The organism is Mesorhizobium sp. P2_F7, assembly GCF_056403695.1.
This window is the reverse complement of sequence record NZ_JBFUFA010000001.1, coordinates 1032933-1052591: the sequence shown is the minus strand read 5'-3', so window position 1 is coordinate 1052591 and position 19659 is coordinate 1032933. Positions and strand designations below refer to the sequence as shown.

General features: G+C 63.9%; 24 protein-coding genes. 10 read left to right on the top strand and 14 right to left on the bottom strand.

Annotated features, from left to right (window positions below; translation table 11 throughout):
* Nucleotides 1-5: 5 nt before the first annotated feature.
* From AC1DZ8_RS04915 to AC1DZ8_RS04895, 5 genes are all read right to left on the bottom strand, one after another.
* A complete protein-coding gene (locus AC1DZ8_RS04915; protein WP_477400373.1) occupies nucleotides 6-824 on the bottom strand; it encodes an inositol monophosphatase family protein in 819 nt (272 codons plus the stop codon).
* Nucleotides 825-886: 62 nt separating this feature from the next.
* Nucleotides 887-1885 (bottom strand): LLM class flavin-dependent oxidoreductase, encoded by a 999-nt coding sequence (locus AC1DZ8_RS04910; protein ID WP_477305019.1) that lies wholly within the window; start codon nucleotides 1883-1885, stop codon nucleotides 887-889.
* Between the two features lie 5 nt (nucleotides 1886-1890).
* Nucleotides 1891-2718, bottom strand: coding sequence for an arylamine N-acetyltransferase family protein (locus tag AC1DZ8_RS04905; protein WP_477305017.1), 828 nt, complete (start codon nucleotides 2716-2718; stop codon nucleotides 1891-1893).
* A 69-nt stretch (nucleotides 2719-2787) separates the two neighbouring features.
* A complete protein-coding gene (locus AC1DZ8_RS04900) occupies nucleotides 2788-3960 on the bottom strand; it encodes an AI-2E family transporter (RefSeq protein ID WP_477305132.1) in 1173 nt (390 codons plus the stop codon).
* A gap of 112 nt (nucleotides 3961-4072) precedes the next feature.
* Nucleotides 4073-5134 carry an LLM class flavin-dependent oxidoreductase gene (locus tag AC1DZ8_RS04895; RefSeq protein ID WP_477305015.1) on the bottom strand — a complete coding sequence of 354 codons (1062 nt, stop codon included), beginning with the start codon at nucleotides 5132-5134 and terminating at the stop codon, nucleotides 4073-4075.
* Between the two features lie 244 nt (nucleotides 5135-5378).
* On the opposite strand from AC1DZ8_RS04895, the gene AC1DZ8_RS04890 reads away from it, so the two are divergent.
* A complete protein-coding gene (locus tag AC1DZ8_RS04890; protein ID WP_112559037.1) occupies nucleotides 5379-5807 on the top strand; it encodes a DUF6481 family protein in 429 nt (142 codons plus the stop codon).
* A 79-nt stretch (nucleotides 5808-5886) separates the two neighbouring features.
* Here the strand turns inward: AC1DZ8_RS04890 and sugE are convergent, their stop codons facing one another.
* Nucleotides 5887-6201 carry a quaternary ammonium compound efflux SMR transporter SugE gene (sugE, locus tag AC1DZ8_RS04885; RefSeq protein ID WP_181059856.1) on the bottom strand — a complete coding sequence of 105 codons (315 nt, stop codon included), beginning with the start codon at nucleotides 6199-6201 and terminating at the stop codon, nucleotides 5887-5889.
* A gap of 196 nt (nucleotides 6202-6397) precedes the next feature.
* Entirely contained in the window at nucleotides 6398-6523 is a 126-nt protein-coding gene (locus AC1DZ8_RS04880; protein WP_006200611.1) for a hypothetical protein, read from the bottom strand.
* A 213-nt stretch (nucleotides 6524-6736) separates the two neighbouring features.
* On the opposite strand from AC1DZ8_RS04880, the gene AC1DZ8_RS04875 reads away from it, so the two are divergent.
* The 4 genes from AC1DZ8_RS04875 to AC1DZ8_RS04860 all read left to right on the top strand — a co-directional run bounded on the left by AC1DZ8_RS04875 (nucleotide 6737) and on the right by AC1DZ8_RS04860 (nucleotide 10107).
* The gene (locus tag AC1DZ8_RS04875) at nucleotides 6737-7546 is read left to right on the top strand and encodes a transglutaminase-like domain-containing protein (protein ID WP_477305012.1); all 810 of its coding nucleotides are present in this window, start codon (nucleotides 6737-6739) and stop codon (nucleotides 7544-7546) included.
* Nucleotides 7547-7661: 115 nt separating this feature from the next.
* On the top strand, nucleotides 7662-8615 hold the full coding sequence (locus AC1DZ8_RS04870) for a cation diffusion facilitator family transporter (protein WP_477305010.1): 954 nt from the start codon (nucleotides 7662-7664) through the stop codon (nucleotides 8613-8615).
* Nucleotides 8616-8817: 202 nt separating this feature from the next.
* Nucleotides 8818-9222, top strand: coding sequence for a GFA family protein (locus tag AC1DZ8_RS04865; protein ID WP_477305008.1), 405 nt, complete (start codon nucleotides 8818-8820; stop codon nucleotides 9220-9222).
* A gap of 78 nt (nucleotides 9223-9300) precedes the next feature.
* Nucleotides 9301-10107 carry a class I SAM-dependent methyltransferase gene (locus AC1DZ8_RS04860; RefSeq protein WP_477305006.1) on the top strand — a complete coding sequence of 269 codons (807 nt, stop codon included), beginning with the start codon at nucleotides 9301-9303 and terminating at the stop codon, nucleotides 10105-10107.
* On the opposite strand, the gene AC1DZ8_RS04855 is transcribed toward AC1DZ8_RS04860, so the two are convergent.
* Nucleotides 10104-11354 (bottom strand): DNA recombination protein RmuC, encoded by a 1251-nt coding sequence (locus AC1DZ8_RS04855; protein ID WP_477305004.1) that lies wholly within the window; start codon nucleotides 11352-11354, stop codon nucleotides 10104-10106. The genes AC1DZ8_RS04860 and AC1DZ8_RS04855 overlap by 4 nt on opposite strands.
* A gap of 103 nt (nucleotides 11355-11457) precedes the next feature.
* On the opposite strand from AC1DZ8_RS04855, the gene def reads away from it, so the two are divergent.
* The 4 genes from def to truA are packed head-to-tail and all read left to right on the top strand — an operon-like array spanning nucleotide 11458 to nucleotide 14213.
* The gene (gene def / locus AC1DZ8_RS04850; protein ID WP_477305002.1) at nucleotides 11458-11988 is read left to right on the top strand and encodes a peptide deformylase; all 531 of its coding nucleotides are present in this window, start codon (nucleotides 11458-11460) and stop codon (nucleotides 11986-11988) included.
* Nucleotides 11989-11992: 4 nt separating this feature from the next.
* Nucleotides 11993-12943: a methionyl-tRNA formyltransferase gene (gene fmt, locus AC1DZ8_RS04845; RefSeq protein ID WP_477305000.1), complete on the top strand. Its 951-nt coding sequence runs from the start codon at nucleotides 11993-11995 to the stop codon at nucleotides 12941-12943.
* Nucleotides 12940-13446 (top strand): GNAT family N-acetyltransferase, encoded by a 507-nt coding sequence (locus AC1DZ8_RS04840; protein ID WP_477304998.1) that lies wholly within the window; start codon nucleotides 12940-12942, stop codon nucleotides 13444-13446. The genes fmt and AC1DZ8_RS04840 overlap by 4 nt, the downstream gene beginning before the upstream one ends.
* A gap of 11 nt (nucleotides 13447-13457) precedes the next feature.
* A complete protein-coding gene (gene truA / locus AC1DZ8_RS04835; RefSeq protein ID WP_477304996.1) occupies nucleotides 13458-14213 on the top strand; it encodes a tRNA pseudouridine(38-40) synthase TruA in 756 nt (251 codons plus the stop codon).
* On the opposite strand, the gene AC1DZ8_RS04830 is transcribed toward truA, so the two are convergent.
* A complete protein-coding gene (locus AC1DZ8_RS04830) occupies nucleotides 14210-14815 on the bottom strand; it encodes a transporter (RefSeq protein WP_477304994.1) in 606 nt (201 codons plus the stop codon). The two genes, truA and AC1DZ8_RS04830, sit on opposite strands and share 4 nt — an antisense overlap.
* A gap of 2 nt (nucleotides 14816-14817) precedes the next feature.
* A complete protein-coding gene (gene dapE / locus AC1DZ8_RS04825; protein WP_477304992.1) occupies nucleotides 14818-16011 on the bottom strand; it encodes a succinyl-diaminopimelate desuccinylase in 1194 nt (397 codons plus the stop codon).
* 115 nt (nucleotides 16012-16126) lie between these two features.
* Between dapE and AC1DZ8_RS04820 the strand changes: the two genes are divergently transcribed.
* A complete protein-coding gene (locus tag AC1DZ8_RS04820; protein WP_477304990.1) occupies nucleotides 16127-17140 on the top strand; it encodes a 2-dehydropantoate 2-reductase in 1014 nt (337 codons plus the stop codon).
* A gap of 60 nt (nucleotides 17141-17200) precedes the next feature.
* On the opposite strand, the gene AC1DZ8_RS04815 is transcribed toward AC1DZ8_RS04820, so the two are convergent.
* The 4 genes from AC1DZ8_RS04815 to dapD all read right to left on the bottom strand — a co-directional run bounded on the left by AC1DZ8_RS04815 (nucleotide 17201) and on the right by dapD (nucleotide 19637).
* Nucleotides 17201-17971 (bottom strand): hypothetical protein, encoded by a 771-nt coding sequence (locus AC1DZ8_RS04815; protein WP_477304988.1) that lies wholly within the window; start codon nucleotides 17969-17971, stop codon nucleotides 17201-17203.
* 21 nt (nucleotides 17972-17992) lie between these two features.
* Nucleotides 17993-18364 (bottom strand): DUF805 domain-containing protein, encoded by a 372-nt coding sequence (locus AC1DZ8_RS04810; RefSeq protein WP_477304986.1) that lies wholly within the window; start codon nucleotides 18362-18364, stop codon nucleotides 17993-17995.
* On the bottom strand, nucleotides 18357-18710 hold the full coding sequence (locus AC1DZ8_RS04805; protein WP_477304985.1) for a DUF805 domain-containing protein: 354 nt from the start codon (nucleotides 18708-18710) through the stop codon (nucleotides 18357-18359). Before AC1DZ8_RS04805 ends, AC1DZ8_RS04810 begins: the two co-directional genes overlap by 8 nt.
* A 72-nt stretch (nucleotides 18711-18782) precedes the next feature.
* Complete coding sequence (dapD, locus tag AC1DZ8_RS04800; RefSeq protein WP_477304983.1) at nucleotides 18783-19637, bottom strand: 2,3,4,5-tetrahydropyridine-2,6-dicarboxylate N-succinyltransferase; 855 nt, start codon at nucleotides 19635-19637, stop codon at nucleotides 18783-18785.
* Nucleotides 19638-19659: the final 22 nt, after the last annotated feature.

Here is a 19659-nt window from a genome sequence, read left to right as displayed (position 1 = left end):
GTAGCCTAGCCCTGCGCAGTACCGATAGGCGTGGGTCCGAAGGCCTGCGCGCACAGCGCCTGCAGCTTGGGAAAGACATTGATACCGCCGGCAATCACCTGCGTGCCGTGGGCAAGCACCGTCCTGGGGTCCGGCTTCAGCACCATGCCGCCGGCCTCTTCCACCAGCAGCATGCCGGCCAGGCAATCCCAGGCGTTCATGTGTTCCTCGACATAGCCGAGCAGCCGGCCGGAGGCCGCATAGGCCAGCATCAGCGCGCCCGATGCATTGCGGAAGAAGACGCCGCCTTCTGCCATGATCAGGCCGACGAGCACCGCGACATGCCTGGTCTCGGCACGATTCGACAGCCCGGTCCCGACAGATCCTTCGCCGAGACCGGCACCGATGCTGGCCTTGATCGGCCTGCCATTGACGAAGGCGCCGCCGCCGCGACGGCCGTGAAAAGTCTCGCCGGTCGATGGCTCGTGGATGACGCCGACGACCGCCTCGCCATCCTTGGCGCAGGCGATGACCACGCACCAGGCGGGAATACCGCGCACGAAATTCGCCGTGCCGTCGATCGGATCGATCACCCAGACATGGCCCGTCGATCCGGCAACCGCGGCATGTTCCTCGCCGATAATGCCATCCTGCGGATAGGCGGCGGCGATTGCCGCGCGAATGAACAGTTCCACCTCGCGGTCGCCATCGGAAACCAGGTCCTGATGGCCCTTGCTCTCGATGGTCAGGTTTTCGAGATCGCGAAAATATTTCAGCCCGAGTTCGCCGGCGCGGCGCGCCAGGTCGATTGCGAAATGCATGCGCTGGTCGAGATCATGGGTCACGGCAGGGCTCTTGGCTGAGGAGGGCGCCTGCCCTTAGCAGACGCGCATGTCAGGCAAAAGCGTCACGCGGCCTGCGACAGCGATTTATGCGCCTCGGCCAGGATCTCGAACGAGCGCACCCGTGCCATATGGTCGAAAATCTGCGCCGTCACCATCAGCTCGTCGGCGCCGGTGCGGCGCACGAAGGCGTCGATGCCTTGCCGGACGGTTTCGGGCGAACCGACGACGGCGCAGGACAGCGCCTGGCCAAGCATCGTCTTCGCCATAGGCTCCAACGTCTGGTCGTAGCCTTCGACGGGCGGCGGCAGGCGGCCTGGTCGTCCGGTGCGCAGGTTGACGAAGGCCTGCTGCAGCGAGGTGAACAGCAGTTTTGCCTCGGCGTCGGTCGGTGCGGCAAAGACGTTGAGACCGAGCATGACGTAGGGCTTGTCCAGCTGTTCGGACGGCTGGAAGCGCGAGCGGTAGATCTCCAGCGCATGGTCGAGTTCGGCCGGCGCGAAATGCGAAGCGAACGCATAGGGCAGGCCAAGCATGGCGGCGAGCTGCGCGCCATAAAGGCTGGAGCCGAGGATCCAGACCGGCACTTTCTGGCCTTCGCCGGGCACGGCATGGATGCGCTGGCCCTCTTCGGCTGGCTGGAAATAACCCATCAGCTCGACGACATCCTGGGGGAAATTGTCTGACGCTTCGAGGTTGCGGCGCAGCGCACGCGCCGTGCCCATGTCGGTGCCGGGCGCCCGGCCAAGGCCGAGATCGATGCGGCCGGGGTGCAGTGCCGCCAGCGTGCCGAACTGCTCGGCGATCACCAGCGGTGCATGGTTGGGCAGCATGATGCCGCCGGCGCCGACGCGGATCGTCTTGGTGCCGCCGGCGACATGGGCGATGACGACCGCGGTCGCCGCGCTGGCGATGCCGGGCATGTTGTGGTGCTCGGCCAGCCAGTAACGCTTGTAGCCGAGCCGCTCGGCATGGCGGGCAAGGTCGAGCGAATTGGCCAGCGACTGCGAGGCGTTGCTGCCTTCGACGATCGGCGACAGGTCAAGTACGGAAAGAGCGGTCATGGGCCTCAAGCCTTTACGATGTTCAGCTGCCGGACCTTGGTTTCGAAGGCGGCACGGTCGGGGATGATGATGTCGAGCTGGCTTTCCAGAATGTCGGCGAATTCCGCCGCTGTCGCGATCTCGCGCTGCTCGCTGCGGCCGCCGACATGATACGTCGAAAGCCTGGCGTTGCGCAGCGCATAGCGCCGGTCTGGCAAGGCGCGCGCCGCAACGACGGACGACAGGAAATGCGAGGTCGGATGGGTCGAGACGAAGTAATTGGCGACCGCATAATCGACCTCATAGGCCGGCTGCATGTCGAAGCGATAGAGTGTCGGCCAGTCGCCGCCGACATTGGCCTGCACCCGGAAATGATCTGAAGTCTCGATGATGCGGAATGTTTCGTGCGGGGTCTGTTGCTCGAGACCTGGCTCGAGCAACAAGGGTGCTGTCATCGTCAGGCCACCGAAGCCGACATCGGCTATGTAGGTCCTGCCGTCCAGCTCGATCCGCAACAGCATGTGGCTGCGCGCGGTGATGGCGTCCTCCGGCTGACCTCTCAGAACCCGCGCCGCGAGGCCGCGGACCTCAAATCCTAGCGTCTTCAGCGCATGCATGAGAATCAGATTGTGTTCGAAGCAGTAGCCGCCGCGGCGGCGAGTGAAGATCTTGTCCTGCAGCGAAGCGAGATCGAGCTTCACCGCAATGCCCAGCAAGGGATCCATGTTTTCGAAAGGGATCGCCTGCGGATGCTGCCGGTGCAATGCCTTCAACGTATCCAGCGACGCGTCCCGCGAGCCGGCATAACCGATGCGGGCGAAATAGGCGTCGAGATCGAAGGAAGCATCGTTCATGGGAAGGCACCGGGCATTGACCGGCCGGATATAGGCATCCGATGCGGGGGCCGCAAATAGGCCCGCCGGTTATGCCGCGGCCTTGTCGCCTTCCTCGGCAGCTTCGTCTTCCACCACGATTGCCGTCTGCTGCGCGGCGAGGAAGTTGCCGACATGGCTGAGGCCCTCGAAGTGATCGCAGAACACCTTGACGACGACCAACAGCGGCACCGCCATCAGCGCACCGACGAAACCCCACAGCCAGGACCAGAAGGCGATGGCGATGAAGATCGCCACGGCGTTGATCTCGAGGCGCCGGCCGACCACCATCGGCGTCACGAACTGGCCCTCGACGATGTCGCACAAAAGCACGAAGGCCGGCGCCAGCAGCGCGTAGGAGATCGAATCGAAGCTGATCAGCGCTATGATGTTGACCAGCACGATGGTCATCAGCGCGCCGACATAGGGCAGGAAATTGAGCAGCGCCGCCATCGCTCCCCAGACCAGCGGGTTGGGCATGCCGAGCCCCCACAGGCCGAGGCCGATCACCGTGCCGAGGCCGGCATTGATGACGGCGACGGTGAGCAGATAGTGCGAGATTTCGCGCTCGACGTCGTAGACGACACGCAGCGCCCGCTTCTTTTCGCTGAGCCTGGTGAAGGACTGGATGATCTTTTCGTAAAACATCGTGCCGGATGCCAGCAGGAACAGCGACAAAACGAAGATGATGGTGATCGAGGTGCCGGCCGAAAGGATGTTGTCCGCGGCCGACGACAGCATGCCGGACTGCGCCACCGTAACCTTCTGGACGTCGGGTTCCTGCGAGGTTTCGGTCAGCCCTTCCAGCTGATGCGCGATCTGCATCATCCTTTCGAAGGGGCGGCGGAACTGCGCCATCCGCTCGCTCAGCTGCTGGCCGATCGAGGAGGTGTTGTTGATGAGGTCGATGACCGGACCGCTGAGCAGATAGCCGGCAGTGGCAAAGATACAGACAGACAGCACCACCAGCAGCGTTGCCGACACCACTTCGGGCACGCCGCGCTTGCGGAGGAAGCGCACGATCGGCGTCAGGGTCAGCGTAAGCAGGAAGGCGAGGATGACCGGCATGAAGAAGGCGCGGGCGAAATAGAGCGCGTAGATAGCCATCAGGATGAAAATGCCGATGAGCAGCGAACGCATCAGATGCGTGTCCGCACGGGCAGTCAGGCGCGGATCGGTGCTTTCGGCAGCGCCTGCGCCCGAAGCTGTTTGTTCGGCTTTCATCATGCTCCCTCACGGGCAGCACAGCAATTGGGGCTGCCCGTCGACGGAAACGTCCAGTCGGCTTCAAGGTTCCAGCTAGCCCGCAGGCCGCCAAATGCGTGCCTGCGAGTTTTCAGGCGGCGGGGGCCGTCACCGCCGGTACGGCCTTCGCCGTTTCCTTGCGCACGATCGGCGCCACCTTGGTGCCGTAGAGTTCAATCGCCTTCATGATCTTGGCGTGCGGCATGGTGCCGATCGCCATCTGCAGCAGGAAGCGGTCGTTGTTGAAGATCTTGTGCTGGGCGACGATCTTTTCCGCCACAGCTTCAGGATTGCCGACGAACAGCGCGCCGTTCGGACCGCGCGACTGGTCGAAATGCGCCCGCGAGGTCGGCCCCCAGCCGCGCTCGCGGCCGATGCGGTTCATCACTTCAGCCTGCGGGCCGTAGAAATCGTCGGCCGCCTGTTCCGTGATCTCGGCGATGAAGCCGTGCACATTGATGCTGGTGGCGAGCCCCTTGGGGTCGGTGCCGGCCCGCTTGGCAGCCTCGCGATAAATGTCGAACAGCGGCGCGAAGCGCGCCGGCTCGCCGCCGATGATGGCCAGCGCCAGCGGCAGGCCGAGCACGCCGGCGCGCGCAGCCGATTGCGGCGTTCCGCCAATGGCGATCCAGATCGGCAGCTTCTCCTGAAAGGGGCGGGGGTAGACGCCGCGGTCGTTGATCGCCGCGCGCAGATTGCCGGACCAGGTGACTTTCACGCTGTCGCGAATGGCCAGGAGCAGGTCGAGCTTTTCGGCGAACAACTCGTCATAGTCTTCGAGATTGTAGCCGAACAGCGGGAAGGATTCGATGAACGAGCCGCGCCCGGCCATGATCTCGGCCCGGCCGCCAGACAGAAGGTCGAGCGTCGCGAACTGCTGGAAGACGCGCACCGGATCGTCCGAGGACAAAACGGTGACCGCGCTGGTTAGCTTGATGCGCTTGGTGCGTTCGGCGGCGGCGGCCAGCGCGACCACCGGTGCGGATGCGGCATAGTCGGGGCGGTGATGTTCGCCGAGACCAAAGACATCGAGGCCGACCTGGTCGGCCAGCTCTATCTCTTCGATCAGGTTGCGCAGACGCTCGTGCGGGCCGACAGCACCTGGGCCGGGCTCCGGGCTGACATCGGCAAAAGTATAGAGACCGAGTTCCATGATCTGTCATCCAATGGTTGGGTTTTGCGGCTAGAGGTAGCGACCGAACCGCCTCGCCGCCAGAGGGGCGGATGGTGAACAGTGCATGTCGGTTTCGGCCAGCTCTTGTTCGGCTTTGGTCGGCAAAAGCGCGTCTCCCGGCTGCAACAGCATAGAATTTCATGGCTGGCATACCGTTTTGGCGCTTGAACTCTCGGTTTTCGCGCGTATGTAAGCGTCGCGAATTGACTTCAGGGAAGTGGACTTGGCTATCTACAGGGAAAAAGACATTTTCGAGCGGCGCAATGCCGCGAACGAGGCAAAGAAGGCGCTTCTGGAGCGCTTCAAGTCAAAGCCGGCGGCAGATGATCCTGCAGTGCTGGCCAGGCAGGCCGAACGCAAGGCGATCCTTGAGGCGCGTGAGAAGCGCGAGGCCGAAAAGGCCAGGCTGAAGCAGGAAAAGCTGGCACGCGAAGCGGTCGAGAAGGCCGAGCGCGAGGCAGCAGCTGAAGCGGCGCGTATTGCGGCCGAAGAGGCAGCGCAGGCTGAAGCGAAGATCAAGGAAGCCGAAGAGAACGAGCGCATTGCCCGTTTGCTGGCCGACGAAGCCGAACGCAAGGCCAAGCGCGACGCACGCTATGCGGCGCGCAAGCAGCGCACCGGCCGGACGCCTCCGGGCTTCTCCGCCCGCTAACGCTCGATCGAACGGTCGGACATCAGGGTCGCCCTCCAGCGACCCTGAACGTATTTGTGCGCCGATTTGCTTGCTTTGCTTAGGCGGCGAGCTTCAGTCCCATAATGCCGCAGACGATGAGCGCGATGCAGCCGAGCCGGATCGCGGTCGCCGGCTCGCCCAGCAACCAGATGCCGAGCAGCGCCGTGCCGACCGTGCCGATACCGGTCCACACCGCATAGGCGGTGCCGACGGGCAGCGTCTTCAGCGCCAGACCGAGCAGGCCGAGGCTGACGATCATCGAGGCGACGGTAAGCACTGTCGGCAGCGGCTTCGAGAAGCCGTCGGTGTATTTGAGGCCGATCGCCCAGCCGATCTCGAATAGGCCGGCGAAAAACAGAAAAATCCACGACATCGGGATGCACTCCATTCCATGAGGATGGCGGGTCGTCCCGGCCGGTTTTCGGGGAAAGCGCGAGGTCGTCCTCGCCGCCTCGATATAGGCGGCCTCGCTTGCCCGATCAACAAAACACCGGCAGCATTGTTCATGCCGCCGGTGTCAAAATCTGCGCCGAAACGGTTTGCCCGGACTTCAATAGTCCAAGGTGGGCTTACTTTTCCTTGAGCCTCATCGCCTTGACGGGCGGCGCCTTGAGCGCCGGAGCCGCGGCGGGCTTCTTGGCGTCCTTCTTCGGCTTGCGGGCTTCCTTGCCCGCCTTCATCGCACCTTTAGCCATGATTCGGTCCTCCAATTGGTGGGACGTCAAGTGAAACAAGAGAAACGCCGGACTGCAAGAGGCTAGCCGCTTGTCGCCAGCGACAGCGGGCTGCTTTCAACCGGTTTCTAATTTGCTCGTAAACCATGCCGGTCCGTGCCATGGTTGTCTTCGCACTGCAGCATCGGCCATGCCTTCGCCCGGCGATGATCAGGCAGTCCGGTCAGGACGACAATGCGAATCCACATCGGCAGCGAGATGAGTTTCGATTTTCCGCAGGAAACGCCGCTGATCGCGATGCTCAACGTCCACTACTCCAGGGCATCCGATCTCGAGCGCCCGGATTTCCTGATCTCCAACCCGCCGGTGCCGATCCAGAGCTATCGCGACAGTTTCGGCAACTGGTGCAACCGTTTCGTCGCCCCGCCCGGCCGCTTCACCTTCGGCACCGATTCCGTGATCCGCGACCCCGGCACATTCGAGATGGGCGACCTGATGGCCTGGCAGCACGAGGTGCGCGACCTGCCGTCGGACACACTGCTGTTCCTGTTGCCCAGCCGCTTTTGCGAGAGCGATCTCCTGGCCAGCGAAGCCTGGCGGCTGTTCGGCAATACCCCGCTCGGCATTGCCCGCGTCCAGGCGGTCTGCGACTTCGTCCACAACCATATCGTCTTCAGCTACGGCAATGCGCGGCCGACGCGCACGGCGGCCGAGGCCTATCGCGAGCAAAGCGGTGTGTGCCGCGACTTTGCCCACCTCGCCGTTACCTTCTGCCGTGCGCTCAACATCCCGACGCGCTACTGCACCGGCTACATCAGCGACATCGGCCTCCCCAAACCCTGGGCGAGCATGGATTTTGCCGCCTGGATGGAGGTCTATCTCGGCGGCCGCTGGCATGTCTTCGATCCGCGCAACAATTCCCCGCGCATCGGCCGCATCCTGATCGCCTCCGGCCGCGATGCCGCCGACGTGCCGCTGACCCATATTTTTGGACCGGGCACGCTGGCCGGTTTCAAGGTATGGACGGACGAGATCGTCGAATAGGGCGTCTTTTCCGCTCAACCCTTCAAGAACCTGAACGACCGGGCGACTGGTGCGTTGTGGTGCCTGTAGAGCTTCGGCGGCAGGGCCGCTACATTGGGTGCCTGGGAGGGACAGCATGGCAGCGCATGGCGGGTCGAAGACGGTCATCTACGCGGCGCTCGCCGGCAATCTCGCCATTGCGCTGACCAAATTCGTCGCCGCCTTCTTCACCGGCAGTTCGGCCATGCTGTCGGAAGGCGTGCACTCGCTGGTCGACACCGGCAATGGCGGCCTGCTGCTCTACGGCATGCACCGCGCCGCCCGCCCGCCGGACCGCACGCATCCGCTCGGCCATGGCCGCGAGCTGTATTTCTGGAGTTTCATCGTCGCGCTGCTGGTCTTCGCGCTCGGCGCCGGCGTGTCGTTCTATGAAGGCGTCGTCCACATCATGGCGCCCGAGCCGGTCGCCAATCCCAAAATCAACTACATCGTTCTTGGCCTCTCGATGCTGTTCGAGGGCAGCTCCTGGTATGTGGCGCTGAAGGAGTTCCGCCGTGAGAAGGGCAAGCAGGGCTGGCTGCAAGCTGTGCAATCGAGCAAGGATCCGAGTGTCTACACCGTGCTGTTCGAGGACAGCGCCGCCCTGCTCGGCCTCGTCGTCGCCTTCGCCGGCATCCTGGCGGCCGAGGTCCTCGACATGCCCGAGCTCGACGGCGCCGCCTCCATCGGTATCGCGGTGATCCTCGGCGCCACCGCCATCTTCCTCGCGCGGGAAAGCAAGGGCCTGCTCATCGGCGAGCCGGCCTCGCCGGAAGTCCAGGCCAAGGTGCTGGCCATTGCCCAGCAGGACCCGGCGGTGCAACGGGCCAACGGCGTCCTCACCGTACACATGGGACCCGAAGAGATCGTCGCCGGCCTCAGCATCGAATTTGAGGACCATCTGACGGCGCCCGAGATCGAAGCCTGCGTCGAGCGCCTGGAGGCGCTTTTGAAGAAAGAAATGCCGGAGATCACCAGGCTGTTCGTCAAGCCGCAGACGACGGGAACCTGGGAACGGCGGCGCAAGGTGGTCGAAGCGGCGTCGGACTAGAGCAATTCCAGGAAAGGTGTGAGCGGTTTTCCCGGGAAAAGCGCGTAGCGCTTTCCCTTGGGAATTGCGCAAGAACAAAGAGATAGAGCGGTTCGCCGTTTCCGTGAAACGGTGAAACGCTCTAGCGCTGGACCAGAAGTCCGCCGTTGGCCCGGTCACCTTGTCCCGCTAAGATCAGGCCACGGATTTCGGAGGAGCAACCATGAAAATCGACGGTGGGTGTCATTGCGGCGCCATCACTTATGAAGCAGAGGTCGACCCGGAAAAGACCTCCATCTGTCATTGCACCGACTGCCAGCAACTGACCGGCACCGCGTTTCGGGTCACCGTTCCCGCGCCTGAGGATCACTACCGGATCACCAAGGGCACGCCGAAGCTCTATATCAAGACAGGATCGAGTGGCGCCAAGCGCGCCCAGGCCTTTTGCGGCGACTGCGGTTCGCATCTTTACGCAACGTCGGTTGGCGACGGCCCGAAGGTCTATGGGATCAGGGCGGGGACCGCGCGGCAACGCGAGGATCTGGTTCCGACCCAGCAGAAATGGCACCGATCGGCCCTGCACTGGCTTCCGGAATTCGAGGGCATAAGCATCGTGGAGGCGCAGTAGCACCTGCCTCCGGTTTAACGGGCCCAAACCCGACGATGATGTGCTAGGCTCACCATCAAACGGATGGCGGGGATAGCAATGTCGGAAACGGACAAGGTGTTTGCCGGCTCGATTCCGGAAAACTACGACCGTTACATGGTGCCGTTGATTTTCGAGCCGTTCGCCGCAGATATGGCACGACGGGCAGCGTCCTTGTCGCCCGGCGCCGTCCTGGAAGTCGCCGCAGGCACCGGGGTCGTCACCCGCGCATTGGCGCCAAAACTGTCGCCTGGCGTAAGCTATGTCGTGACCGATCTCAACCAGCCGATGATCGACTTTGCGGCTTCGCAGCAAGCTCCCGACAGCCGCATCCAATGGCGCCAGGCGGATGCCCTGGCGCTGCCGTTTGGGGACGCGACCTTCGATCTCGTTTGCTGTCAGTTCGGCGCGATGTTCTTTCCCGACCGCGCCGCCGGCTATCGTGAAGCAAGGCGCGTCCTAAAACCCGGAGGCCATTTCCTGTTCAACGTATGGGATCGCATCGAAGAGAATGTATTCGCCAATGATGTGACGAACGCTCTTGCGGAGATTTTTCCGGACGATCCGCCGCGCTTTCTAGCCCGCACGCCGCACGGCTACCATGACACGTCGCTCATCCGCCGCGAACTGGAAGATGCAGGTTTCTCCCGTGTGGCGATCGAGACGAGAGCCGAACAAAGCCGTGCCTCCTCGCCGCGCCTTCCGGCCGTTGCTTATTGCCAGGGAACTCCGCTTCGCAACGAAATCGAGGCCAGAGGAAAACTGGAAACCGCTACCGATCATGTCGCAGCCGCGATGACGGCGAGACACGGCAGCGGCGAGGTTGCCGCTAAGATTCAGGCACACGTAATCGTGGCTACGGTCTAATCGTCGCCTTCGACGACACGCAGCCTGAGCTGCCCCGTCTTGGAATCTGCCATCCGCACGCCGGGTTCGGCCTTGGCGGGTCCGCCGCGCGCTTCGGCTTCGCTTTCGCCAAACTCCAGCGCCTCGATCTTCTGGCCGCGCCGGGTCACTTTCGATGTCGACACCAGTATCTCGTCGATGTCCTTGGCCGACTGGCCGAAGTGCGTCTGCAGCCGGCGCACGCGTTCGTCGACGCGCGCGACATCCTCCATCAGCCGGATCACCTCGCCCTGGATCAGATGCGCCTGTTCGCGCATGCGGGCGTCCTTGAGGATGGCCTGGATGACCTGGATCGACAGCATCAGCAGCGACGGCGACACGATGATGACGCGAGCCCTGTGCGCCTTCTGGATGAGAGCGTCGAAATTCTCGTGGATTTCGGCAAACACCGATTCCGACGGCACGAACATGAAGGCGGTGTCCTGCGTCTCGCCCTGGATCAGGTATTTTTCCGCGATATCGCGGACATGGATTTCGATGTCACGGCGAAACGCCTGGGCCGCGACCTTCTGCAAGTCTGCGCCATCGGCGGCGCGGATGGCGTTCCAGGCCTCCAGCGGAAACTTGGCGTCGATGGCAAGCTGCGGCGCGCCGTTCGGCATCCTGATCAGGCAGTCCGGACGGCTGCCATTCGACAGCGTCGCCTGGAATTCATAGGCACCCATCGGCAGGCCGTCGGCGACGATCGCCTCCATGCGCGACTGGCCGAAGGCGCCGCGCGTCTGCTTGTTGGACAGGATCGCCTGCAGCTGCACGACCTGGCCGGCCAGCGACTGGATGTTGCCTTGCGCGGTGTCGATCACCGCCAGCCGTTCCTGCAATTTGGCCAGGCTTTCATGCGTCGATTTGGTCTGCTCGGTCATGGTCTGGCCGAGGCGGCCGGTCATGGCGTCGAGCCGCTGGCCGATCGACTGGTTGAGTTCGGCCTGCCTTGCGCCGAACACATCGGCGATGGCGCCCATGCGGCCCTGCATCTCCGCCTGGCTTTGCAGAATGCCAGCCATCCGCGCCTCGGCGTCGCGGGCGTGGTCGGCAGCTTCCGCCGCCGCGATGGTGCGCGCCCTGGCCGACCGCCACAGGGCGACCACCAGCGCCAGGAACAGGCCGAGAAACACGATCGCGCCGAAGGCCAGCGCATGGCCGAGCGTGATGGTTGTGGCGCCGAGCCGGGCGACAGGCTCGGAAAGGATGGAATTCAGGTCGTTCATCCCGCCAGCATAGCCGATTCGCCGGCCTGGCACAGATCAAAACGTGAACGGGCGCAAACCGCCCCGGTTGACGCTTTTCGCATGACGTCTTAGGTGAGACGCCATGTCGATCAAGCCGCTCATCATCCTTCCCGATCCCATCCTGCGCCAGGTTTCCAAACCGCTCGAACGCGTCGACGCGTCCGTGCGCAAACTGGCCGACAGTATGCTGGCGACCATGTATGACGCGCCGGGCATTGGGCTCGCCGCGATCCAGATCGGCGAGCCTGTGCGCATGCTGGTCATCGACCTCGCCAAGGAAGACGAGACGCCGGCGCCGCAAGTCTTCATCAATCCCGAAGTGCTCGAAAGCGCGGACGTGCGGTCGGTTTACGAGGAAGGCTGCCTGTCGATCCCCGACTATTACGCCGAGGTCGAGCGCCCGGCTTCGGTGCGGGTGAAATATCTCGACCGTGACGGCAAGCTGCAGGAGATCGAGGCCGAAGGCCTGATGGCAACCTGCCTGCAGCACGAGATCGACCACCTCAATGGCGTGTTGTTCATCGACCACATCTCGAAGCTTAAACGCGACATGGTGGTCAAGAAGTTCAAGAAGCTCGCCAAGGACAAGGCGCCGGGCAAGCTGGTGGGATAGGAAGATGCCGCTTCGCGTCATCTTCATGGGCACGCCGGAATTTTCGGTGCCGGTGCTGCGCGCGATCGCCGAGGCCGGACACGAGATGGCAGCCGTCTACACCCAGCCGCCGCGCGCCGCAGGCCGCCGTGGGCTGGAACTGACGCCGTCGCCGGTGCAGCGCGAGGCCGAGCGGCTTGATGTCGCGGTAAGCTCGCCGATTTCGCTGAAGAGCGAGGCCGAACAGGCCGCTTTCCGCGCCCTGCAGGCCGATGTCGCCATCGTCGTCGCTTATGGTTTGCTGTTGCCGAAAGCTATTCTGGAGGCTCCGCGGCTCGGCTGTATCAACGGCCATGCCTCGCTTTTGCCGCGATGGCGTGGTGCTGCTCCCATCCAGCGCGCCATCATGGCCGGCGATACTGAGACCGGCATGATGGTGATGCATATGGAAGAGGGGCTGGACACCGGCCCGGTGGCACTGGTTGAAAAATGCGCCATCGGACCCGATATGACGGCCGGCGATCTGCACGATCGCTTGATGAACATTGGCGCTACCCTGATGGTGGAAGCGCTGTCCCGATTGGAGACAAATACGCTGGCATCGGCCTTGCAGGCGACTGACGGGGTGACCTACGCCAGGAAAGTCGATAAATCGGAGACGCGTGTGGACTGGACGCGGCCGGCTGGCGAGGTCCACAATCACATTCGCGGCCTGTCGCCATTCCCTGGCGCCTGGTGCGAGGCCGACATTGGCGGCCGCACAGAACGGCTGAAACTGCTTCGCTCGACGCTTTCTGAAGGCACGCTTTCTGAAGGCATGGGCGAGTCGGGAGGAATTCTCGATGACCGGCTGACGGTCGCCTGCGGAACAGGCGCAGTCAGGCTGGTCGAAGTTCAACGGGCGGGCGGAAGGCCCGCTGCCGCGCAGGAGTTTCTGCGCGGGGCCAAGATCGAAAAAGGAATGAAATTCTCATGAGCATGATGTCGATACGCGCGGCAACGCCGCGGGACCGCGAGGCTATTCGCCTCGTCGAGGAACACGCATTCGGCCAGCAGGCGGAGGCCGGTCTGGTCGACGCGCTGGTCACCGGCGGCGACGCCGTTGTCGAGCTGGTGGCGGAAGAAGACAGCCAGGTGGTCGGCCACATTCTGTTCTCCAGGCTGTATGTGCAGAATGGCGGCAAGAGCTTCCCGGCAGTGGCGCTGGCGCCCTTGGCGGTCGAGCCGTCTTTCCATGGTTCGGGCATTGGCGGTGCGCTGATCCGCGAGGCGCATATCCGCCTCAAGGACGCCGGCGAAGTGCTCGCAGTTGTCTTGGGCGATCCGGCCTATTACGGCCGCTTCGGTTACAACCATGCGCGCGCCGAAAACTTCGAGAGCGAATACCAGGGTGAGGCGCTGCAGGCGCTGGCCTGGGGTGACGCCCCTGAAAAAGGCAAACTGGTCTACGCCCAGGCCTTTACCGCACTCGCCGCCTAAACGGCGAGTGTATGCCGCGTTTTCGTCTCGATATCGAATATGACGGCAGCCTCTTCGCCGGCTGGCAGCACCAGGCGGATCAGCCTTCGGTGCAGCAGGCGATAGAGCAGGCGATCGAGAAATTCAGCGGCGAGGCGGTGCGGTTGCGCGCCGCCGGCCGTACCGATGCCGGCGTGCATGCGACCGCACAGGTGGCGCATGTCGACCTCGCCAAGGCGTGGCCCAACGACAAGGTGCGCGACGCCATCAACGCGCATCTGCAGGCGGCAGGCGCGCACGTCGCCATCCTGCAGGCGGCGGTTGTCCCCGGCGATTTCGATGCCCGTTTCTCGGCCACCGGGCGGCACTACCTCTACCGCATCCTCAACCGGCGCGCGCCGGCAGCGCTGGAAAAAGGCAAGGTCTGGTGGGTGCCGAAGCGGCTCGATGCGGACGCCATGCACGAAGCGGCGAAAGTCCTGCTCGGCCGCCATGACTTTACCACCTTCCGCTCGACCCAGTGCCAGGCCAACAGTCCGGTGCGGACGCTGGAGCGGCTCGATGTGAGCCGCCAGGACGACCTGATCGAAGTCAGGGCCTCGGCGCGCTCGTTCCTGCACAACCAGGTGCGCTCCATGGTCGGCTCGCTGAAACGCGTCGGCGACGGCGGCTGGACGGCTGCCGATCTCAAGGCCGCGCTCGATGCGCAAGACCGCGCAGCCTGCGGTCAGGTGGCGCCGCCCGATGGGCTTTTCCTCATCGGCGTCGACTATCCGGAAAAATTCTAGGCCGGGGCGGCCGTCGGTACGGTGATGCCGAGCAGCGCCACCAGGCCGAACAAGACGGCCAGGGACACCACCAACATGCCTGCGAACACGGCGCTGCCCACAGCCGCGCCCTTGCCGATCGCGGCATTGGTCATCCGCCAGGTGAGCACCAGCGATAGCACCACCAGAACCAGCCACACCAATTCGGCGACTGGGTTGCCGGGCGGCAGGAACAGCCGGATCAACGCCGATGGCAGCAGCATCCAGGCGGTGATTGCCGACGCCCAGTTGCTGGCGACGACGTAGTGGACGAAGCGGTCGCCAATGCCGGCGCGCGACGCGACCAGGGCAAGCGCGACCAGCGGCAGCAGCCACGAGCCGAGGTCGACGGTTGCCAGGCGGACCAACATGCCCAGCCGCCCGGCAAACGCATTGGGGTCGCCGATCTCGTTGGCCGTGCCGACCCAGCCGACGATCATCGCCGGCGCAGCGACGACGATGGCAAAGAAGGAATTCCAGAAACCGTCCGCCGACAGGTCGAGCAGCCGCAATCCGTCGGCCTTGCCGAGCATCAGCCGCCAGGCGCCGGTAAGCGATGAAGAGGTCTCGTCAACCGAAAGCATGATCAGCCTTGCTCGAACCAGTCTTCGATGAAGCGCTGGTAGATCTGGGTCAGCGTTTCGAGGTCGGCCAATGCGACGCGTTCATCGACCATATGCATGGTCTTGCCGACCAGTCCGAACTCGACCACCGGGCAATAATCCTTGATGAAACGGGCGTCCGAGGTGCCGCCGGAGGTGGAGAGCGCCGGCTCCTTGCCGACCGCCGCCTTGATCGAGCCGCGCAGCGCGTCGATCAGCTTGTCGTCGCGTGTCAAGAAGACATGGCTCGGCCGGTCGCGCCACACGAGCTCATAGTCGACAGGCGCCTTCTTGCCGGTCCGGTATTTCTTGCGCTTGGCCGCCTGGTCGAGGCGGTTATGGATCTCGGCCTGCACCGTCTCGGCCGTCCACGTATCGTTGAAGCGGATGTTGAAGGTGGCTGTCGCTTTGGCCGGGATGACATTGGTCGCCGGATTGCCGACATCGATCGAGGTCACTTCCAGATTGGTCGGCTGGAAATCCTTGGTCCCCTTATCGAAGACAGGGTGGAGCAGGGCCTCGACCAGGCTCATCAGACCGCGCACCGGATTGTCGGCAAGCAAGGGATAGGCGACATGGCCCTGGCGGCCGTTGACGGTGACGCTGCCCGACATCGAGCCACGCCGGCCGATCTTGATCATGTCGCCGAGCGCGTCCGGATTAGTCGGCTCACCGACGATCGAGGCGTCCCACTTCTCGCCCTTGGCGGCCGCCCAGTCGAGCAGTTTTGTCGTGCCGTTGATGGCCGGGCCCTCTTCGTCACCGGTGATCAGCAGGGAGACCGAGCCTTTCGGGCCGCCCGTTGTCTCGACGTGGCGCGCCACCGCGGCGATGAAACAGGCGATGCCGCCCTTCATGTCAACGGCGCCGCGGCCGAACATCTCGCCCTTGGCGATTTCGGCACCAAAGGGCGGATGCGTCCACGACGCCTCGTCGCCCACAGGCACCACGTCGGTATGGCCGGCAAACATCAGATGCGGCCCATTGCCGGAGCGGCGCGCATAAAGGTTCTCGATGTCGGGCGTGCCGTCTTCGGAAAACACCGGGCGTTCGACGGAAAAGCCGAGTGGCTTCAGCATGCCTTCCAGCGCGGCCAGCGCACCGCCCTCGGCGGGTGTTACGGAGGCGCAGCGTATGAGGGTCGCGAGGTTGGCGGCGGGATCGGTCGGCAATGTCATGGGCAAAGCGATAATCGAAAGCGAAAGGCCTGTCACGGTCAGAGATGATGACCGGTCCTGCCGCCGACATTATGGTTTTCATGTCGTATAGTGCAGGCCAACACCGGATTATCGCATGGCCAACGCCGAAAAGACCATCGTCATTGCCGGCGCCGGCAGTATCGGCTGCTATGTCGGCGGCTGCCTGGCGCTGGCCGGACGCAAGGTGGTGTTTCTGGCGCGGCCGCGCATCGCGGAGGCCTTGCTGGGCGGTGGGCTGCGTGTCACCGACCTCGACGGTCGCGACCGATCCGTCAGGCCGGTCTCCGTCACCGCCGACCCGGCCGCCGCTCTGGGCAATGCCGACGTGGTGCTGGTGACGGTCAAGAACGGCGCCACCGAGGAGATGGCGGCGCTCATTGCCGCACACGCGAGCAGTGATGTCGTGGTGGTCAGCCTGCAGAACGGTGTCGGCAATGCCGACCGGTTGCGCACCGGGCTGGGCTCTCGACCGGTGCTGGCCGGCATGGTGCCGTTCAATGTCGTCCAGTCGGCCGAAGGCGCCTTGCCGCTTCACGTGCATCGCGCCAGCGACGGCAAGGTGATGATCGAAGACGGTATGGCCGGCCTCGCCGGCCTTCTCGATGTCGAAGGCCTTGCTGTCGAAACCCATGCCGACATCAAGGCAGTGCAGTGGGGCAAGCTGCTGATCAACCTCAACAACGCGCTCGTCGCGCTGTCGGGCCTGCCGCTGGCGAGCGAGCTTGCCGACCGCCGCTGGCGGATGATCCTTGCCGGTCAGATCGACGAGGCGCTGGCGGCGATGAAGGCATCAGGCATTGCCCCGGCGCGGATCGGCGGCCTGCGTCCCGGCCTGCTGCCGAAACTGCTCCGGCTGCCGGACTGGCTGTTCCGGCTGGTGGCGAGGCGCATGCTCGCCATCGACCCGCAGGCGCGCTCGTCGATGTGGGACGATCTCCAGCGCGGCCGGCCAACCGAGATCGGCGACCTGCAGGGAACGGTCCTGAGCCTCGCCGAAAAGGCCGGCACGCCGGCGCCTTTGCTGAATAGGGTCACCGCGCTGGTGCGGCAGGCCGAGCGGGAAAAGCGCGGCTCACCCGGGCTGACGCCGGAAGCCGTCACCGGATAGGCTACTCGCCGCGAGCGTCGGGCCTTGGCCCGGAAAAAGCAGGCGGGCGCCGGCACCGCGTCACAGCTTTGGGGCGCGCCCCGGAGCCGGCGCCTTGCTCGCCGGGCCTGGCGCCGGCAGCGGCTGCGCCGCCGGGTGGTTCTCGATCAGCGTGATCTTCTGCCAGATCTTGCGCGACAGGTTGGATGCCAGGTTCTCGACGTCGTTGACGCCATCGATGACCACATCGTCATTGACCGACTGCGCGAACAGCGCCGCGATCTTGCCGGTGATCGACAGCATTTCCGAGCAATAGTCGAGGTAGCGCGCGAGGTCCGCGGCATTGGTGATACGCGCCGGCGAATGCGCGGTCGGCCTGAAGTTTACAGACAATGCGGCCGGATCCTTGGTCAGCTGGTGCATGTCGATGACATGGATCAGCGACCTCAGCCCATGCAGCTGGCGAAACACCCGCTTGCGCTTGATGCGCTCCTCGGTGCGGATCAGCGCCAGCAGACCGAGCACGGCGAGGATGATCATGTTGATGGTGGCTTCGATGCCTTGCACCGACTGCACCGCGTCGTCTGCCTGCGAGATATGGATCAGCGGCAGGATGGTGCCGACGAACAGGAAGATCAGCGCGCCGGCGGCGACGGCGGCGACGATGGCGCCGCGCAGCCACCAGATCGGCGCTTCGAGCGCTTGCGCTGCCTTGGCCAGGTCGCGCGACAGCGACACCAGTTCGGCGGCGACGCCGCGCAGACCGGCCTCGGGAAAACGCTCGGCGACGCGCCCTTCCAGCCGCTCGGCGGTGTCGATGATCAGTTTCGGATCAAGCGTGCGGTAGCGCATGGCGAGATATCCGGTCGGCCCTCAGGCTTGTGCAGGAGAATTGGTGTGCCGGCCGTAGCGGTTGGGCCCGGGATCACTTCTGAAGCAGGCTAGAATAAGAAGAAGAATCGGGCCGATGATGAGAGAGATCAACGCGTAGTAAGTCGGCTTGCCGAAATCATGGAAACGCTTTGCCGTGACCGCGAAGCTCGACCAGGTCGAAATCAGCACCACGGTCCAGAACACAGTGGCCCACACCTGGCTATTTGCGGTGCCGGGCTCCAGTCTGGCAAACTGGTAAAGCGGGAAAAACTGGGCAAGCAGCAAAAGCAGGCCGGCCAGCGCGTATGCACTGGGGCTGACGCGGCCTGAGGTTTTGAAGAAAAGCCAAATGAGGTCTGTTTTTTCAGCCAAGCGGATCCGGTCCGTATTGATTGGCGCCCCTGTTGCCTTCGAGGATGCCCAGCTCGACGATAAGCCAGATAGCTCCGATGAATGGCACCAGCGCGATAAGTGTCCACCAGCCCGACTTGTTGCGGTCATGCCAGCGCTTGGCGTAGACGGCGAAGACCAAATAGAGCGTGGCGATCACATAGATCAGGTAGACGAAACCGTAGGGCATGCCGTTGAAATTGGTGCCGATGATGTTGTCGATGATGATGGCGATGATGGCGCCGACGAATATCACACCAACACAAGCCCAGAATTTGGCGCGGTTGATGCGGCCTTCATAGCTCGTCAGAAGATACTTCCAGTCCATGTCACCCCTCCATGCGGAATCAGCGCGACGGAATGTCGCGCCGGCGGAAGGTGCGTCCGTTTGCAGAAAAGATCAATCGCGCAGCAATTCGTTGATCGAGGTCTTGGAACGGGTCTTGGCGTCGACCCGCTTGACGATGACGGCGCAGTAGAGGCCAGGGCCCGGCTCGTTGTTCGGAAAGGCCTTGCCCGGCATCGAGCCGGCGACGACGACGGAATTCGGCGGCACTTCGCCATAAAAGACCTCGCCGGTGGCGCGGTCGACGATCTTGGTCGACTGGCCGATGAACACGCCCATGCCGAGCACCGAGCCCTCGCGCACGATGCAGCCCTCGACCACTTCCGAGCGCGCGCCGATGAAGCAATTGTCCTCGATGATGGTCGGGCCGGCCTGCATCGGCTCCAGTACACCGCCAATGCCAACGCCGCCCGACAGGTGCACGTTCTTGCCGATCTGGGCGCAGGAGCCGACCGATGCCCAGGTGTCGACCATGGTGCCGCTATCGACATAGGCGCCGACATTGACGAAGGACGGCATCAGCACCGCGCCCGGCGCGACATAGGCCGAACGGCGCACGATTGACGACGGCACGGCGCGGAAGCCGGCCTTTTCGAAATCGACCGCGCTCCAGCCGTCGAACTTCGATTGCACTTTGTCCCACCACACCGCCTGGCCGGGGCCACCCTTGATGATCTCCATCGGAAAGAGCCGGAACGACAGCAGCACTGCCTTCTTCAGCCACTGGTTGACATGCCACTTGCCGTCGGCCTGGCGCTCGGCGACGCGCACCGTGCCGCGGTCGAGCAGGTCGAGTGCGGACTGGATGGCGTCGCGCGTTTCGCCGCGGGTCGCGGTCGAAATCGTGTCGCGCTCCTCGAAGGCCTTCTCGATGGTCTTTTCGAGGCTCGCCAGATCAGGCTTCGACATGATTTTGCTCCGTTACCGCGCT

Coding starts and splice junctions, on each gene's coding strand:
- def (WP_477305002.1), top strand. CDS start 11,458: ATGTCGATCAAGCCGCTCATCATCCTTCCCGATCCCATCCTGCGCCAG.
- dapD (WP_477304983.1), bottom strand. CDS start 19,637: ATGTCGAAGCCTGATCTGGCGAGCCTCGAAAAGACCATCGAGAAGGCC.
- sugE (WP_181059856.1), bottom strand. CDS start 6,201: ATGTCGTGGATTTTTCTGTTTTTCGCCGGCCTATTCGAGATCGGCTGG.
- AC1DZ8_RS04820 (WP_477304990.1), top strand. CDS start 16,127: ATGGCCAACGCCGAAAAGACCATCGTCATTGCCGGCGCCGGCAGTATC.
- AC1DZ8_RS04905 (WP_477305017.1), bottom strand. CDS start 2,718: ATGAACGATGCTTCCTTCGATCTCGACGCCTATTTCGCCCGCATCGGT.
- dapE (WP_477304992.1), bottom strand. CDS start 16,011: ATGACATTGCCGACCGATCCCGCCGCCAACCTCGCGACCCTCATACGC.
- AC1DZ8_RS04805 (WP_477304985.1), bottom strand. CDS start 18,710: ATGGACTGGAAGTATCTTCTGACGAGCTATGAAGGCCGCATCAACCGC.
- AC1DZ8_RS04895 (WP_477305015.1), bottom strand. CDS start 5,134: ATGGAACTCGGTCTCTATACTTTTGCCGATGTCAGCCCGGAGCCCGGC.
- AC1DZ8_RS04870 (WP_477305010.1), top strand. CDS start 7,662: ATGGCAGCGCATGGCGGGTCGAAGACGGTCATCTACGCGGCGCTCGCC.
- AC1DZ8_RS04855 (WP_477305004.1), bottom strand. CDS start 11,354: ATGAACGACCTGAATTCCATCCTTTCCGAGCCTGTCGCCCGGCTCGGC.
- AC1DZ8_RS04880 (WP_006200611.1), bottom strand. CDS start 6,523: ATGGCTAAAGGTGCGATGAAGGCGGGCAAGGAAGCCCGCAAGCCGAAG.
- AC1DZ8_RS04815 (WP_477304988.1), bottom strand. CDS start 17,971: ATGCGCTACCGCACGCTTGATCCGAAACTGATCATCGACACCGCCGAG.
- AC1DZ8_RS04830 (WP_477304994.1), bottom strand. CDS start 14,815: ATGCTTTCGGTTGACGAGACCTCTTCATCGCTTACCGGCGCCTGGCGG.
- AC1DZ8_RS04910 (WP_477305019.1), bottom strand. CDS start 1,885: ATGACCGCTCTTTCCGTACTTGACCTGTCGCCGATCGTCGAAGGCAGC.
- truA (WP_477304996.1), top strand. CDS start 13,458: ATGCCGCGTTTTCGTCTCGATATCGAATATGACGGCAGCCTCTTCGCC.
- AC1DZ8_RS04875 (WP_477305012.1), top strand. CDS start 6,737: ATGCGAATCCACATCGGCAGCGAGATGAGTTTCGATTTTCCGCAGGAA.
- AC1DZ8_RS04900 (WP_477305132.1), bottom strand. CDS start 3,960: ATGAAAGCCGAACAAACAGCTTCGGGCGCAGGCGCTGCCGAAAGCACC.
- AC1DZ8_RS04840 (WP_477304998.1), top strand. CDS start 12,940: ATGAGCATGATGTCGATACGCGCGGCAACGCCGCGGGACCGCGAGGCT.
- AC1DZ8_RS04865 (WP_477305008.1), top strand. CDS start 8,818: ATGAAAATCGACGGTGGGTGTCATTGCGGCGCCATCACTTATGAAGCA.
- fmt (WP_477305000.1), top strand. CDS start 11,993: ATGCCGCTTCGCGTCATCTTCATGGGCACGCCGGAATTTTCGGTGCCG.
- AC1DZ8_RS04860 (WP_477305006.1), top strand. CDS start 9,301: ATGTCGGAAACGGACAAGGTGTTTGCCGGCTCGATTCCGGAAAACTAC.